Source organism: Proteus sp. FME41 (assembly GCF_014897315.1).
Taxonomy (GTDB): Bacteria; Pseudomonadota; Gammaproteobacteria; order Enterobacterales; family Enterobacteriaceae; genus Proteus.
Genome location: NZ_JABUYL010000006.1, coordinates 92250 through 108026, shown reverse-complemented (window position 1 = coordinate 108026; position 15777 = coordinate 92250). Strand labels below are relative to the sequence as shown.

The 15777-nt window shown below is 33.9% G+C and carries 15 protein-coding genes; 6 read left to right on the top strand and 9 right to left on the bottom strand.

Annotated features, from left to right (window positions below):
* The first annotated feature begins 82 nt into the window (after positions 1–82).
* The 6 genes from INT04_RS07630 (at position 83) to INT04_RS07605 (ending at position 6763) form a co-directional block, all read left to right on the top strand.
* A complete protein-coding gene (locus tag INT04_RS07630) occupies positions 83–1114 on the top strand; it encodes an iron ABC transporter substrate-binding protein (protein ID WP_193015554.1) in 1032 nt (343 codons plus the stop codon).
* Positions 1111–2109, top strand: coding sequence for a FecCD family ABC transporter permease (locus INT04_RS07625; RefSeq protein WP_193015553.1), 999 nt, complete (start codon positions 1111–1113; stop codon positions 2107–2109). Before INT04_RS07630 ends, INT04_RS07625 begins: the two co-directional genes overlap by 4 nt.
* Positions 2106–2900: an ABC transporter ATP-binding protein gene (locus INT04_RS07620; RefSeq protein ID WP_193015552.1), complete on the top strand. Its 795-nt coding sequence runs from the start codon at positions 2106–2108 to the stop codon at positions 2898–2900. The genes INT04_RS07625 and INT04_RS07620 overlap by 4 nt, the downstream gene beginning before the upstream one ends.
* The gene (locus INT04_RS07615) at positions 2887–3711 is read left to right on the top strand and encodes a class I SAM-dependent methyltransferase (protein WP_193015551.1); all 825 of its coding nucleotides are present in this window, start codon (positions 2887–2889) and stop codon (positions 3709–3711) included. Before INT04_RS07620 ends, INT04_RS07615 begins: the two co-directional genes overlap by 14 nt.
* Complete coding sequence (gene modD, locus INT04_RS07610) at positions 3708–4559, top strand: ModD protein (RefSeq protein WP_193015550.1); 852 nt, start codon at positions 3708–3710, stop codon at positions 4557–4559. The genes INT04_RS07615 and modD overlap by 4 nt, the downstream gene beginning before the upstream one ends.
* Before the next feature lie 251 nt (positions 4560–4810).
* Positions 4811–6763 (top strand): TonB-dependent receptor plug domain-containing protein, encoded by a 1953-nt coding sequence (locus tag INT04_RS07605; protein ID WP_193015631.1) that lies wholly within the window; start codon positions 4811–4813, stop codon positions 6761–6763.
* A gap of 116 nt (positions 6764–6879) precedes the next feature.
* On the opposite strand, the gene INT04_RS07600 is transcribed toward INT04_RS07605, so the two are convergent.
* From INT04_RS07600 to INT04_RS07560, 9 genes are all read right to left on the bottom strand, one after another.
* Positions 6880–7929 carry an IpaD/SipD/SspD family type III secretion system needle tip protein gene (locus INT04_RS07600; protein WP_193015549.1) on the bottom strand — a complete coding sequence of 350 codons (1050 nt, stop codon included), beginning with the start codon at positions 7927–7929 and terminating at the stop codon, positions 6880–6882.
* A gap of 121 nt (positions 7930–8050) precedes the next feature.
* Complete coding sequence (locus tag INT04_RS19335; protein ID WP_226894022.1) at positions 8051–9286, bottom strand: IpaD/SipD/SspD family type III secretion system needle tip protein; 1236 nt, start codon at positions 9284–9286, stop codon at positions 8051–8053.
* Positions 9287–9289: 3 nt separating this feature from the next.
* Complete coding sequence (locus INT04_RS07590) at positions 9290–10120, bottom strand: type III secretion protein (protein WP_193015548.1); 831 nt, start codon at positions 10118–10120, stop codon at positions 9290–9292.
* A 27-nt stretch (positions 10121–10147) separates the two neighbouring features.
* On the bottom strand, positions 10148–12373 hold the full coding sequence (sctE, locus tag INT04_RS07585) for a type III secretion system translocon subunit SctE (RefSeq protein WP_193015547.1): 2226 nt from the start codon (positions 12371–12373) through the stop codon (positions 10148–10150).
* Positions 12366–12881, bottom strand: a complete 516-nt coding sequence (gene sicA, locus INT04_RS07580) for a type III secretion system translocator chaperone SicA (protein ID WP_193015546.1) — start codon at positions 12879–12881, stop codon at positions 12366–12368. The genes sctE and sicA overlap by 8 nt, the downstream gene beginning before the upstream one ends.
* Before the next feature lie 149 nt (positions 12882–13030).
* Positions 13031–14092, bottom strand: coding sequence for an EscU/YscU/HrcU family type III secretion system export apparatus switch protein (locus INT04_RS07575; protein WP_193015545.1), 1062 nt, complete (start codon positions 14090–14092; stop codon positions 13031–13033).
* Positions 14085–14858 (bottom strand): type III secretion system export apparatus subunit SctT, encoded by a 774-nt coding sequence (gene sctT, locus INT04_RS07570; protein WP_193015544.1) that lies wholly within the window; start codon positions 14856–14858, stop codon positions 14085–14087. Before sctT ends, INT04_RS07575 begins: the two co-directional genes overlap by 8 nt.
* A gap of 5 nt (positions 14859–14863) precedes the next feature.
* Positions 14864–15118, bottom strand: coding sequence for a type III secretion system export apparatus subunit SctS (gene sctS, locus INT04_RS07565; RefSeq protein WP_226894021.1), 255 nt, complete (start codon positions 15116–15118; stop codon positions 14864–14866).
* The gene (locus tag INT04_RS07560) at positions 15118–15777 is read right to left on the bottom strand and encodes an EscR/YscR/HrcR family type III secretion system export apparatus protein (protein ID WP_193015542.1); all 660 of its coding nucleotides are present in this window, start codon (positions 15775–15777) and stop codon (positions 15118–15120) included. The genes sctS and INT04_RS07560 overlap by 1 nt, the downstream gene beginning before the upstream one ends.

Sequence of the window (15777 nt, the reverse complement as noted above, 5' to 3'; positions counted from 1 at the left end):
AAGCCAAAGGAAATATAGTATTCTTCGCTATATAATAAATGAAACAACGATACTAATATAAAACAATAAGCAGTGTGAACTTATGGCTATCCACAGACGACAATTTCTAACTTACTTCACCACGATTGCAGCATTATCTGCACTTCCACATTCGGTAAGAGCCGCAATAACTTCACGTATTGCGGCACAATTTGGTCACATTCCGGCATCCACGGCAATTCATCGGGTGATTAGTGCAGGCCCCCCTACAGACCAACTATTACTGGCATTAGCGCCTGAAAAATTATTAGGTTTTTCATCACTTAACTTAGAAAAAAGTCCCTTATTTGCCGATGATTTACGTAAATTACCGCGTTTAGGCCGCTTATCAGGGAGAGGAAGCACACTTTCTTTAGAAGCATTAATGACGCTAGAACCCGATATTATTATTGATAGTGGCAATGTAGATGAAACCTATCGCTCATTAGCAAAACGCGTTTCTGATCAAACCGGTGTCCCTTATGTGCTAATTGATGGCACATTAAAAGATAGCCCTGCACAGTTACGCCAAACAGGAGCTTTACTAGGGGTTGCAGAAAGAGCTGAAACGCTGGCACTGATTGCTGAGCAATATCTTAGTGAGGCCGCCTTGTTTGCTTCTGAGCAAAAAACAAACTCACGTTTTTATCTTGCTCGGGGTGCAAAAGGATTACAAACAGGTGCGAGGGGCTCTATTCACACCGAAGCAATTGAAATCTTAGGCTTTGAAAATGTGGTTGATGTACCAGATTTCACCGGATTAACGGATGTTTCACCAGAACAACTGTTGATGTGGAACCCTGAAATTATCATCACACAAGATGAAAATGCCTATCAGCAAATTACACAAGCCCCTGTGTGGCAAAGTATTCAAGCCGTTAAAAATAACAAAGTGTTACTGTTTAAAGGCTTACCATTCGGCTGGTTAGATGGTCCTCCGGGTATTAATCGTTTAATAGGAATGCGCCGTTTACAGAGCCATTTTGACACTCGAATAGAAAAACAGGCAGCACAAGATCTGCAAAATTACTTTGCTCATTTTTACCACACGCAATTAAGTGCTGAACAATGTCAGCCATTGCTGGAGTATTCATGAGTCAATCAGCCCGTATCACACTTTTATTGGCGTTATTTTCAATCACCGCCTTAATCGCCATCACAAGTGGTAAGTATTCACTTACTACCAATGAACTGTGGATGCTAGTGAGTAATAAATTAACGGGTAATGTGGAATACAGTCGAACGGAGACTGTCTTTTGGCAAATAAGATTTCCCCGTGTTCTGGCAGCAATCTTAATTGGTGGAGGATTGGCGATTGCAGGTGCAGCTTATCAAGGTATGTTTCGCAATCCCTTAGTATCACCTGATATTCTTGGGGTTTCATCTGGTGCGGGTGTAGGCGCTGTTTTAGGTATTTTTCTTGGGCAATCCATGTTGTCGATTCAACTTTTTGCCTTTGCGGGAGGGTTAGCGACCGTTGCCCTAGTTTACTTTATTGCAAAACTTGCGAAACAGCACGACCCAGTACTTTCTCTTGTGTTAGTGGGTATTGCTATCAGTGCATTATGCGGCTCCGCAATTTCATTAATGAAAATATTAGCTGACCCTTATACTCAATTACCTTCCATCACTTTTTGGCTTTTGGGGGGACTTTCAACAATCACCGCTTCAGATTTATTTTCTGTTGCACCTTTAATGTTAATTGGCTTTATTCCACTGATTTTATTGCGCTGGCGTATGAATATACTCAGCCTATCTGATGAAGAAGCGAGAGCATTAGGACTAAATGTCGAAGTTACACGGCTTATCTTTATTTTGTCAGCCACATTAATCACTGCCAGTGCAGTTTCTATCGCGGGTATTATTGGGTGGCTGGGCTTAATTGTCCCTCATATTGCAAGATTGTTAGTGGGTGCCAACTTCAGTCAACAGCTCCCTGTTTCCTTGCTTGTAGGTGCCATTATGTTGTTAATCACTGACACATTAGCTCGTACAATCGCCAATATTGAACTCCCATTAGGTATTTTAACCTCTGCCATTGGTGCGCCATTTTTCTTAATGCTGTTACTCCGAACAAGGAAAAGTGGATGATAGTTGCACAAGCAAGCCAACTCACTATTGGTTATAGAGGCAAAGCGCTCATTAAAAACCTTTCCTTTAATATCGAACAAGGGCAGATCATCTGTTTATTAGGTGCCAATGGTTGTGGTAAAACCACCTTGATGCGAACGCTATTAGGGCTAATACCGTGTATTGATGGTGAGATTAATATTGCGGGTAAAACACTAAGTGAGTGGTCACCAACAGAGCTTGCTAAAGTGGTGGCGTATGTTCCTCAAGCCACACATATCCCCTTTTCTTTTAATGTCATTGATATGGTTGTCATGGGACGAGGGGCACATCTCTCCTTTTTCTCTATGCCTAGCTCGCAAGATAAAGCAATGGCAATGGAAACCTTAGAAATGCTCTCACTTTCTCATCTTGCTCACCGAACTTTTGATACCTTAAGTGGCGGTGAAAAACAGATGGTCTTGATTGCACGCGCTTTAGTGCAACAACCTAAGTTGCTGATCATGGATGAACCTGCAGCTAGCCTTGATTTTGGTAATCAAATCAAACTACTTACCCAAGTTAAGTCACTAAAAACGTTAGGGATCAGTGTGTTTATGTCTACACATCACCCTCAACATGCCGCCTCTTTGGCGGATGAGGTTATGTTACTGACACCCCATAGCCCTGTTTTGCAAAGCAGTCCTGACGTTTTGCTGACACCCACTAATTTAGCGCACCTTTATGGTGTACAACCAACCGATATTCAGGCGCATTTTCACGCCTACTCTGATAATAAAAATGACCATAGGCAAGAATATGAACACAATTGAAACCACCGATTTTGCTGAACTTTATAAAAACCACATGATACAGGCTGAAAGAACCAAGAAAGAGCCAGAACATTGGGATAAACGTGCTGAAAAAATGGCAGAAACCTGTGCTAATCCTAACGATCCTTATCTAATAAAATTTCGTGAAATGATGGATTTTACTGGTGCTGAAACCCTATTAGATGTGGGTTGTGGCCCTGGCTCGATTAGTATTCATGTAGCAGACAAATTCAAAAAAACCATTGGTATTGATTACAGCACAGGCATGTTAGCCGTTGCTAAACGCAGAGCCGAACACACGGGCATCCATCACGCTGAGTTTATCACTTGCTCATGGGAAGATAGCTGGGATGCAATCCCTCGCTGTGATATTGCGGTGGCTTCACGCTCGACGTTAGTGATGGATTTAAAAGCAGCACTCTTAAAGCTGAATCGCCACGCAAAATTACGTGTTTATACGACTCATACAGTTTCTCCAACCTTTGTTGATCAACGTATTATCCGCTTATTAGGTCGTGATGTTCCGACGCTTCCAACATACATTTATGCTGTGAATATGCTTAACCAAATGGGTATTCACCCTAAAGTGGATTATATCCGTAGCCGTAATTGCCAGAGTAATTTCAATAGCCTTGAACACTTTATTGAGGGTATTAACTTCTCTGTAGGGCCTTTAAGCGAAGACGAAATTGCACGCCTAACAACTTACTATCATGAAAGCATTAAAAAGGGGGTTTCACTGATTTCGCCTACTCGTGATTGGGCAATGGTTTCTTGGGATGTCGTCCCTGAAAGTGAGTTAACCCTATGATTTATTACCCTGATGCCTTTCTTGATAATTTATTAATGGAAGATATCCAGTATGGTGATCTCACTAGTCGCGCGCTAAATATTAGTCACCAATTGGGCATAATGACCTTTACTCGCCGTGAAGCGGGTTGTGTCAGTGGGATCACGCTAGGTTGCCGTTTATTAGAAAAGTTAGGATTAGGCGTAAAAGCACACTTACAAGAGGGTGATTTTGCCAATGCAGGTGATTGCTTAATCACCGCAGAAGGTCGTGCCGATGCCCTGCACCAAGGCTGGAAAGTGGTACAAAACGTCCTTGAGTGGAGCTGTGGCGTCAGTGATTATATGGCAAGCATGTTAGAAATTTATCACCGCTATCAACCCAAAGGGCAAATTGCGTGCACACGTAAAAATATCCCTAATACCAAATTGCTGGCAACACAAGCCATACTGGCTGGCGGTGGCGTTATCCATCGCCAAGGCTGTTCTGAAACGATTTTACTCTTTGCTAATCATCGCCACTTTTTATTAGAACCAAACAATTGGGCACAACACGTTAAGCAGTTACGTCAAGCCGCACCGGAAAAATGCATTGTTGTTGAGGCGGATGATATTGAACAAGCAAGAGAAGCGTTAAAAGCACAGCCTGATATTTTACAGCTAGATAAATTCTCGGTTGAAGATATTGCACAGTTACAACGAGAAGCGCCCCACATTGCGCCTCATTGCCACTTATCTGTGGCTGGTGGGATTAACCTCAATACTATCGAGAAATACGCACAAACAGGCATTAGTTTAATGGTAACGTCGTCACCTTATTACGCACCGCCAACGGATATTAAAGTGCGTCTTTATCCAAAAATTAAATAAAAATAGCTAGTTACGAGCAAGTGAGTATTTACATATTTAATCAACAATAAACAAAATTAACACCGCTCTATGTAAGGAAAGTGTTGTCATGGCATAGAGGAATATCTTTGCAGGGCTTCACTTATTTGGGTTCGTTGCTTTGTTTAATAACAAGACCGAGTGCTTACTGAAGGGTAAGTACTCTTTTTATTTATTTTACGCTTATCGTTATATAAATAATTATATATTGATTATAAATTGAGATTGGAATGATGAAATTAAAACCTCTATGCTACTGTCTATCTTTTGCTCTACTGCCAAGTATTGCACTTGCTGACTCCACTTATGGGCAATCAACGCCTGACTTATTAACGGTTTGGAGTAGCCCGATTGCGGCAAATCCAGATGTGTTAACGCAAGCACAAATGCTTGAACAAAATAAAGTCAATGCCGCACAAGCTATTGCAACATTACCCGGTGTTGTGATGCAAAAATCAGGTAACCGTAATGAATACACCATTAAAGTGCGTGGATTTGATAGCCGCCAAGTGCCTGTCTTCTTTGATGGTATTCCAACGTATGTCCCTTACGATGGTAACTTAGACTTAGCGCGTTTTACCACTAACGATCTAGCCAGTATTGAAGTCAATAAAGGTTATACCTCATTACTACAAGGCCCTAACTTAATGGGTGGCGCAATTAATATCACTACTGCGACGCCGAAAAAACCATTAGAAGGAAGCATTGCTTACTCTCAAGGTTTTGCTCGTGGTGCTGATTATGCCCATAACATGAGTGCCCGTTTAGGAGCACGCAATGATCTAGGCTTTATTCAAATCAGTGGTAGCCAATTAAAACAACGTTTTACTCCAATTCCTGGTGCGGATGAAAATAATGCAGCTGCGGGTACTCATGGACGTCGTGATAATTCAGCAACTGATGATAAACGTGGCATGATCAAAGTCGGTTGGACGCCACGCGCTTCTGACGAATATACTCTGACTTATGTAAAACAAGACGGTGAAAAAAATAGCCCACCAAATACTTCTGCTAATGCAAAAGGTAAATATAAATATTGGGCATGGCCGGATTACAACAAGGAGAGTTATTACTATAGTGGTATCACTCAAATTACTGATGGTATTAATCTGCAAAGCCGTGCATATCACGATAAGTTCGAAAATACTCTCTATATGTACCCTAAAAAAGGCAATACCGCGGACTATAGTCACTATGACGATTACAGCACCGGTGCTGCATTACAGTTAGGTATCGATACACGTGAAAGTGATCTCCTCTCTTTTGCCGCTCACTGGAAAGATGACGTTCACCGTTCTCAAAAAGAGAAAAATGGTGATTGGATGCGTTATAAAGACAGAACATGGTCTTTAGCGACAGAATATCAATGGGCAGCAACAAATGATCTCGATTTAGTGGGTGCAATTAGCTACGACTGGCGCGATAGCGTTGATACTGACAAAGGCGCTGATGATAACAAACAAACCGCCTTCAACTGGGAAATGATGGCGAAATATTCATTAGCTAATAATGATAACGTTCGTTTCTCTGTGTCTGATCGTAGCCGCTTCCCGACACAAAAAGAGCGTTACACCACTGAAAAACCCAAAGATGGCTCAAAAGGGATCATCAATCCAGATTTAGATCCTGAACGCGCATTATCTTTTGACTTAACCTATGAAGGACACATTACGGATAAATGGGGTTATCAAACCAGTATTTATTATAACCGTGTTAGTGATGCAATTATGGCGCACACGGTTTATCGTAATGGTATGCCCTTCTTCCAAAATCAAAATAGCGGACGCGTTGATTATGTTGGTCTTGATTTAGGAACTAAAGGTAATGTGACAGATTGGTTAGAGCTTGGCTTAAACTACAGCTATATCCATAGCGATCCTAAACAAATTGAACATATTGAAGGTTTACCAAAACATAAAGCTTATCTGTGGATGACGTTTATTCCTGTTGAACAACTGCGCTTTACCATTATGGAAGAAGCTCAAGGCTGGACTTATAACCGTATTGATGAAGATGACAAACTAGCGGGTTATGCTAAAACTGATCTTCGTTTAGATTATGACGTTGGTTATGGTATTTCTGCTAATGCTTCTATTAATAACCTATTTGATAAATCTTATGAGTACACTCAAGGTTATATGGAAGATGGCCGTAATTACTGGCTAGGTATTGAATATAAATTTTAATTATAGACTCTAATTTAAATTATTATTTATAAAATTAAGAGCTGATATTGATACTCTATCAGCTCTTTTCTATCCCTAAAATAAGCTTATTTTCCATAATATCACTCTATATAAAATCAAAAACGAAGAAATCCTTTCGCCATTTCTAATAATGTATTCATTGTACTACTCACTATTTTAACGAAATTATCATAATTACTGTTTGCTGAACTGTATTTTTTAGAAAGCTCATCAAGGTTAGTATTAACTTTTTTTTCTAATGCATCTAAAGATTTCTTGAATAAATCAAATTCCGTTTGTAATATATCACCTTTATTTTTAGTTCTCTTGCTTAGCTCTTGCATAAATTTATCAAAATCAGAAAAATCAATTTTTGCAATAAAGACAACATCGATATTAGGTTCAATCGATTGTTCATTCCTGCTTGAACTTATACCATTTAATTCCTTTAATAATTTATCAATTGAATTTAATGCTGCTTCTGTATTTTCTTTATTATTATAATAGATTTCGGTTCCATTTATTGTTCTAAGATAACTTCCATTATCATGATGTTCTAAAAAAACTCTAAGATACAATAAAGATTCATCTGGTAATAAAGAGTCATATTTATCTTTAATTTTATTAATTTCGTCATAGAATGATTTAAAATCCACATTAATATATCCATCTTTACTTCCTGCTTTTGTATATTGATTTAATGCAGATAAAGCCTCTCGTAGATCATTAACATAATTCATATACTTAGAAAAGATATCCTTTAAAACATCTAAATAGTCACTTTTTCCCGCAGTAATAGATTGTTTTACATCATTAAAGAGATCATGTAATGAATCCGTTGGATAGCCATTGTTTGGCTGGGTATTTTTTATAGCTTGAGAGACGATATTAATTTCATTTAGACTATTTTTTTGACTAATATAGTTTTTTACATATTGTTCATCTAGATAAAAATCTTTTTCTTTTTGAGATAAATTTTCTAATTTTTTATTTCCTTGTGGATCGTTAAGAAAAATATATTGATACTCTTTTTTTACATCCTCTAATAAGAAACGAGAACTATTTAAAAACTCACCTTGATTATATTCTATTATATTAGATGATTGAGATTTTAAGTTTATTTTATTATTACATTGAGAAGTATTAGAATCAATAACAGTAGCCATAACATTAACCTTTTATATTAATTAAATAAAACAAGTCGTTTTAAACAAGAATTTAAAATTACATATTGTGTTAGCATTGTTAGGGAATTCTCTAAAAAAATTAATTTTAAATATATAAAATTTAGAATCGCAAAAAACCTTTTGCCATTTCTAATAAGGTGTTTATTGTACTGCTCACTATTTTCACAAAATTATCATAATTACTGTTTGCTGAACTGTATTTTTTAGAGAGCTCATCTAAATTAGTATTTAGCTTCTTTTCTAAGGCATCAAGTAATTTTTTAAACAGATCAAACTCTGTTTGTAGTATGTTACTCAGTAATTTTTCATTGTTTTCCTCTCTCCATTTCTTCACTTTTTTATCAGCATCATGTTCATGCGCTTCATCTCTTATTTCTCTTAGTTTTCCTGTAGAAATTTTATAAAAGAAATCTTTTTTAAGATTATTTATATAATCACGTCTTTTTTGTTGTAATTCTTCTTCTGTGATCTTTTTTTCTTTCGATTCTTTTTCTTTTATTTTATCTGAAAACTTATCAAGATCGTCGAAATTAATAGAACCTATAAAATCAAATTTAATACTTCCCTCTGATGAATGATCTTCTTTTTTTATTGTGATCCCTTTTATATCTGTTAATAGTTTCTCTATTGCATGCAATGCGCTATCAATTTGGTGTTCATTTTTATAATATATTTGATGGTTATCAATTTTTCTAATATAACTACCCTCGCTTTTAGTTTCAAATAAGGCTTGAATATGAAAAAAATTTTTATCTCCTAATTTTTCATTATATTCTTTTTTAACATTCTCTAATTTTTTTCTAAAGTTATGATAATCAACTAAGATGTACCCTTCTTTTTTACCTGCTTTAGTATATTGACTTATTGATGTTATTGCTGTTCTTACGTCCCTGACATAATCCATATAATTGGAGAAAATAGATTTCAGTACATCCAAATAATCATTTTTACCCACAATAATGGTTTGTTTTACTTCATAAAAAAATTCACTTAATGAATCCGTAAGATACCCTTGATTAGAAAGAGTATCTTTTATTATCGGTGCTAATTTATTTATAGAGTCTAAACATTTTTTATTACCAATCATATTGGTAGCATATTTTTCAGAAAGAGAAATAGAGATTTCTCTTTCTGATTTTTCTTTTAAATTATTACAATCAATCCAGTTTTCAAGATCAAAATTTTTATATTCTCTTCTTATATTAATAAGTAAATCTTCCATATTATCTAAAATTTGTTTTTCATTTTTAGATTTGGAAACTACATCATTAGGTGAAGAATATGATTTCGAATAATTTGCTATATTAGACATCCCTGAATCAATAGCCTTAAACATAAATTATCCTCTGACATTTGCACCAATAGAAGATGCTACATCTTGCTGAGCATGAATAATCGCCTCTATAGCTTGTAATAGTGCTTTTATAACTTCTGTCATTTCACGTTGAATATCATTATTATTATTAATAACGTGATTATTTGCACTTCCTCGTGCCTCTAATACTTTTTGCTCGCCATCAAGCCTAATGCCATCAGCTTGCAAACTTTGATCTGCAATTCTTGCTAAAGGATCTGCCGTAGAGGATATTAAATTACCTTTGATAATTGTAGGGTTAGAATGTCCAATAAGATCTTTCCCCATACCTTTAATAGAAACAAAAGCGCCCATACCATTAATTGCCATTGAAAGGCCTGCACTAGTAATTGCCGCACCTATCATAATATTTGCTTTTTTATTAAGATTATCTTTTATTTGATCTGCCATATTTAACTCAACATTCATCAGCATCACCCCCATTTCTCTAGATGCTTCAAACTTCTTAATCATGGCTTCTAAATATTTTATAATCAGGTTAATTAGCTTCATCATATCATCAGATATAAAATTAAACGTACCTAAGCTTTCAGTTTTTCTATTATCATAAATATCGCTATCATGATCAATTTCAAGCTCTTTTAGAATTAATTTTAAGTTGGGTGTTTTTATTTCTGGCTCTGTTAAATTAGGCTTGATATTATTTTTTGTTTTTTCTATAAATTCTTTTATTCTAGGTTCAATATCTTTATTTGATTTATTATCATCTATAATACTTTCACTTTTCCCAATCTCATTAAATTCAACTTTAAATTTATTAAATGAATTAATGTTATTATTTATTTCCCAGCTCATATAAACACCTCACTAAAATAGATTTTATTAAATAGATATATTTCTTATCATGTCCGATTTTGCTTTACTGCTTACAGTAGATTGTTCACTCATATTTTTTAATATTTCAGTTATGGTATCAATATTTTCATGGTAACTTTCCATGATTTTATCCATTAGTTTCTGAATAAGATTTAATATGGCTTCTAGTTTTTTACTATCCGCTATAGATTGTAAAATTTTTGCAGAAATGACACTGCTATAAATATTGACAGCATTTGTTGCAGTAGAATTAATTAGTTTCGATGTAACAACTGTTCTATTTAACATCACTCCTGCTTTTTTGCTTAGGTCTTTTGCTAATAATTTATTAATTTTCTCCATGGCTTCTTCTAATGCTTGAACAACAATCTCTTTAATCATTTTTCCAAGCATCGCTTCAAGATAATCATGTAATACTCTTTTTAGTGTATCCCTAACTTGTTGATTAAATATCTTATTGGCAACATTTGAAATTCCTTTTGCCGCAGGCCCAATAACAAAACTCAATGCAATTGCGGCGACAAATAAAGCCACTGTCACTAAAATTTTCAGTGCCATTTTAAGCTTATCTTGTATTGCCGCTTTCATTTCATCGACAATTTTTTTATCTATTCCCAGCCCTTTTAATCCATCAATAGTGCTGTTAATCATATCAGCCAAGAAATCAACAAGAGCATCTACTGCCTTCATAATTGCTTCTGATACAGGCGACATAATTTCATCCATAAATGATTTATTATGTATGGCTTGATAGACTTCATCAGCAACTGTTAATGCCACATCAGCGACAAATAATACGACAGCAACCGCCATTAATGCCATTGAAGCACCTGCCGTAAAAATAGAGGCAATACCTGCCACTAATGCTAATAATCCCCCTAATATTTTTAATCCAATTCCTGCCCAAAATTGAATTTCTTCCTGTTTTTTAATTTGTGCTTTCTGATCTTCAATCTTATCTTTTAATGATTTTTCAGTAACTTTTTGCATTTCTTCAAAAAGACTTTGCTCATTTTCAGAACGTTGTAACATCACTTTTAACGTTAATTCTCGTGTTTTAGCTAATAAAAAAGTAAGTAACGCCATGCCAGATAGTGAATCTGACATTATTTCAAGTTCTAACCCACTTTGGGAAAGAGTCAATGCTCTATAGGTTTCTTTTATTTGTTCTAATTTATCTTTGATTGATTTATTGTCTTCTTTATTTATTAATGCTTTTAATTCATACCTATGTGAAGTGATTTTATTTATCTTATCGTCACTCATAGAGACGTTAGGCATATATTTAAAAGCATTATCAAAAAAATTAGATAATTGACTATATAATTTATCTAAATCATCTAATGACATTGTTGAGAGGTCATCAGGTAAATTTAAAAATGGAAACGTTTTTTCAAGTAACGTTTCCATATCTTCTTTCGATTTAATTTCCCCAGAGAGTAATTCTTTAATTAATGAATTAGGAATATTATTGTTTTTTAAAAAACTTTCAATTTCAGGTTCTGTTTTAAAATTTTTATCTTTTATCTGATTATAAACTTCCATCCAGTAATCAGTATAAGCATCTTTAGTATTTTTAAATTCATCTAAAACTGAATTAATTTGTCCTTTTAAACCATCGATGCCTTTAGATAGCTTATCTAATTTATCAAGATAATAATCCAGTTTATCTGGATCTTTAATGTTATCTAAAACATTCTGATGGATAACATTTTGATAAGATAATTGTAAAAATAGAAAATCATAATCTTTATTTGATTTTTTATTTTCCGAAGAAGTAGGTGCTGACGATATTGATGGCAATGGCTTCTTTAATGAGAGATTTAAATTATTACCTATTTCTTGATCATAAAGATGTTTCTCATTAGCCAGAATGTTGATTTTTTTATCTTCATTATAAGTTGTATCAAATTTAGTCTTTTTTATTTCATTTTTATCATTAATGAATAATTCATTTCTATTCTTTATATGCTGTTGAGTAGCAACCTTTATTTTATATTGCGTATCATCTTGAATATTGATTTTTTTGTTATTTTTCTTCTGTTCAATAGGAACACGAAGAGAAGGTCCAATAAAATTATTTTCTTTATCTTTACGTTGTGATGATACAAGGTACTCACTCGCAGAATTAATTCGTTGTGCTTGCTGTACAGTATCTTTAGTTACTTTATCCACTTCCTTAGAAGCTAAAGAAGTGGATAATGTTATATTCTCATGATTAATTTTAATCATACTGTTCTTCCTTATCTTTATTAAGAACAACAAGAGGGATATCTTTTAATGATTCTAAATAAACATTAGCTCTCTCTTTTATTGATTGATCATTGATATTTTTTGAAACTTGATCAAAACAATATTTTGCTTTTTCTTTATCGCCCAATGACAAATTACATTGTCCTGCATAGAAAACAGGTCGATAATCATTTTTGGCATTTAAATAAGCTAATGCATAAAGATCAATTGCAGCTTGATACTGTTTTTTTAATTGTTTAACTGCGGCCAGACCCATAATGTAATCAACATTATAAAAGTCATAAAGGCACAAAAATTTGAAAATTGCTTCTGCTTCATCCAGCTTACCTTTTTGGTAAAAGTCGTAAGCAAATGAATAAATTCCCTCCATAAACCCTTCTGGGATAGTGCCCTCATCCTTGAGTGAAGCTCCGTTTTGAGCAATAGAAACAATATAACTTGCTAATTGTTCAAGTTCTTTTTCTGACATTTTTTCATATAATGACATAATGTTAATCCTTTCATCTATGATGAATAATTAATAATGAAATCGTAAGTTAATTATTACTTAATTACTTTAATAAAACACACGCCTATTTTTATTAAAATAAATAGATGTTTTTTATAATTTAAATAATTATATAGTCATAATAATTATCACTGAAATGTATAATCCATTTCTTCTCTAAGTAATCCTTCAATTTCTATCTTTTTAAGCCAAATAAGAATATCCATAATATCTAATAAGTCTTGATCTATAATTACATCAAACAAATGATATTTATGGTGAATTTTTCTCGCAAGTTCAGGATAACGAATTACTGGTGTTCCCACTTTTTTTGCATAAGCTTTCACTGCCAATGCTTTGTCATTAATACAATTCAACGAGACTAACGGCATAATCCCATTATCAGGATCAAAATAAATACCAATGGCTACATGTGTGGGATTCACAATGACAGCAGAAGAATCTCTGATCACTTTTTTCATTGGCTCATCAAGTAATTCTTGGTGAAGTTGTTTACGTGTTGATTTTATTTCAGGATCACCTTCCATGTTCTTATTTTCTTGCTTAACTTCGTGTTTCTCCATCATCATGTCTTTCATAAAAATAAAGAAATCAGCAATAATGTTTAAAATAAGAATAGGTATTGAAAGAACAAAAAATATGAATATAAAACCAACAACAAGTGAACACCATTTATCAATAACAACATTTAAATTAGAACGGTATAATATAAATATTTCATGACCATGTAAAATAATAAAAACATAACAAGTAACTAAAAATATAACTATAAATAATAATGTTTTAAATAAATCTTTAATTGTTCTTATGCTAAATATTTTTTTAAAACCAGAAATTGGATTAATATGGTTAAGATCAATTTTAATTGCTTCAGTAGCAAGCTTAAAACGAGAGCTAAATAAAGAAGGAATAGCACCAGATAAAAAAGTCACAGCAAGTATTGGTAAAACAATATCAAAAAATAATGTTGATATAACATTAACATAACTTTTCAAATTGATATTTGTCGGATGAAGTAAAAGAGATTGATAAAATTGGCTAAATTCATCTAAATCAACTTGATGAAATAAGTACATAACACCAATAAGGTAGACAAGCCCTGATGTTAGCTCTTTGCTCTTAAAACTTTGTCCTTTTTTTGCAGAGTCATCAAGTTTTTTCTGGGTGGGTTTCTCTGTTTTTTCAGCCATGATAAATGCTCATAAAAATGCTATAAAAGTATCTATGATTAAAAAATGCATAAAGCTCTGTCGTCATTGCAGGGGCAAAGAAAAGAAGCAGTGATATAAAGGCAATAATACCTTTTATACACAATGACAATGAGAAAGCATTTAATTGAGGACAAAATAGTGAGTAAACGCCTAATGCCACTTCACTTAAAAACATAATGATCAGTACAGGTGACACTAAAACAATTGCGGCATAAATCATGTCGTTTAACCAATGACCAATAAATGAATAGCCAATTTCTTTGTTAAAATACCCGATAGGAAATACATCATAGCTCTCTTTTATCGTACTCATTAATAAGGTTAAACCCCCAGTTGATAAAAAATAAGCCGCACAAAATAGTCCCGTTAATGAAGCAAATTCAGAAGATTCAATTCCGGTGGTTGGATTGATAGTATCACCAATACTTGCCCCTCGTTGATTATCAATAAACTCGCCAAATGCCGAAGCAATCCAAAAAGGGGTGGCAAAAAGGAGTCCAATTAAAATACCAAGTGCTAATTCACTTAATAGTATGATTTCCCATAAATTTCTTATTTCATCAGTAATTACAATGCTTGGTTTTATTCCCATAGCAATATAAAAAATAATAATATATTTTAATAATTGGCTATTAAGCACTCGACTGTTTAAGAATGGAATAAAAAGAAAAGTAGGAAATAATCTTGCAACAAGTAGAAAAAGATCAACTAAATAAACCTGTATATACTCTGGCAGTATTAACATGTTATTTATCCTGCCAATCCTAGCGCCATCATTTCTTTGGCATAGACTAATATTTTATCCCCCATCCATCCCATGGTAACTAATAAACAAACAAAGACACCCACAAGTTTTACACCAAAAGGTAATGTTTGCTCTTGAATCTGAGTAATGGTTTGTAATAACCCAATAGCTAATCCAATAAATGTCGCTATTGCTATAGGTGCAGCTGAAAGTAATATTACCAAATAAATAGCTTTATTGGCTGCATAAACCATATCCATCACCTTACCGCCATGAGATCGAGATATTGATTAATTAATCCTTTAGCCAATAGAGTCCAACCATCCATAGCAATAAATAATATTAATTTTAAAGGTACTGATAATGTAATTGGGCTCATCATCATCATACCCAAAGCTAACAAAATACAAGAAACAACTAAATCAATAACAATAAAAGGAAGATAAAGATAAAAACCAATAATAAAGGCAGACTTTATTTCACTTAATGCATATGCAGGTAATAACGATAATAAAGAACTTTCTATATTTTCCTTATCACCATAGCTATCTGGCCGATTTCCTTGAGCTTGTTCAAAAAAATCTAATAATTCAGGTTCAGAATATTTGTATAAATACCGTTTATACTCACCCAATGCATCATCAGAGAATCGCTCAAAAGAATCTGGTGATGTAATATCAACCGGATTTTCAATAAGATATTGATAGGTATTTTTTGCTATAGGTGTCATCACAAACAATGCCATCATTAATGCAATAGCATTGAGTACCATGTTAGAAGGAACTTGCTGAACCCCCAAAGCATTACGCGTCATAACAAGCACAATAGAAAATTTTAAGTAGCAGGTTCCTGCCGCAATAATAAAAGGGGCTAATGTGGCTAAAGCTAATGTTAAAATAAGTGTTGTTGAGCTTTCCAT

Bases quoted from the DNA above. Each gene is read 5' to 3' on its own strand.
- INT04_RS07625 (WP_193015553.1), top strand. From the start codon at position 1,111: ATGAGTCAATCAGCCCGTATCACACTTTTATTGGCGTTATTTTCAATC.
- INT04_RS07605 (WP_193015631.1), top strand. From the start codon at position 4,811: ATGAAATTAAAACCTCTATGCTACTGTCTATCTTTTGCTCTACTGCCA.
- INT04_RS07620 (WP_193015552.1), top strand. From the start codon at position 2,106: ATGATAGTTGCACAAGCAAGCCAACTCACTATTGGTTATAGAGGCAAA.
- modD (WP_193015550.1), top strand. From the start codon at position 3,708: ATGATTTATTACCCTGATGCCTTTCTTGATAATTTATTAATGGAAGAT.
- INT04_RS07590 (WP_193015548.1), bottom strand. From the start codon at position 10,120: ATGAGCTGGGAAATAAATAATAACATTAATTCATTTAATAAATTTAAA.
- sctT (WP_193015544.1), bottom strand. From the start codon at position 14,858: ATGTTAATACTGCCAGAGTATATACAGGTTTATTTAGTTGATCTTTTT.
- sctS (WP_226894021.1), bottom strand. From the start codon at position 15,118: ATGGATATGGTTTATGCAGCCAATAAAGCTATTTATTTGGTAATATTA.
- INT04_RS07600 (WP_193015549.1), bottom strand. From the start codon at position 7,929: ATGGCTACTGTTATTGATTCTAATACTTCTCAATGTAATAATAAAATA.
- sicA (WP_193015546.1), bottom strand. From the start codon at position 12,881: ATGTCATTATATGAAAAAATGTCAGAAAAAGAACTTGAACAATTAGCA.
- INT04_RS07575 (WP_193015545.1), bottom strand. From the start codon at position 14,092: ATGGCTGAAAAAACAGAGAAACCCACCCAGAAAAAACTTGATGACTCT.
- INT04_RS19335 (WP_226894022.1), bottom strand. From the start codon at position 9,286: ATGTTTAAGGCTATTGATTCAGGGATGTCTAATATAGCAAATTATTCG.
- INT04_RS07560 (WP_193015542.1), bottom strand. From the start codon at position 15,777: ATGGAAAGCTCAACAACACTTATTTTAACATTAGCTTTAGCCACATTA.
- INT04_RS07615 (WP_193015551.1), top strand. From the start codon at position 2,887: ATGAACACAATTGAAACCACCGATTTTGCTGAACTTTATAAAAACCAC.
- INT04_RS07630 (WP_193015554.1), top strand. From the start codon at position 83: ATGGCTATCCACAGACGACAATTTCTAACTTACTTCACCACGATTGCA.
- sctE (WP_193015547.1), bottom strand. From the start codon at position 12,373: ATGATTAAAATTAATCATGAGAATATAACATTATCCACTTCTTTAGCT.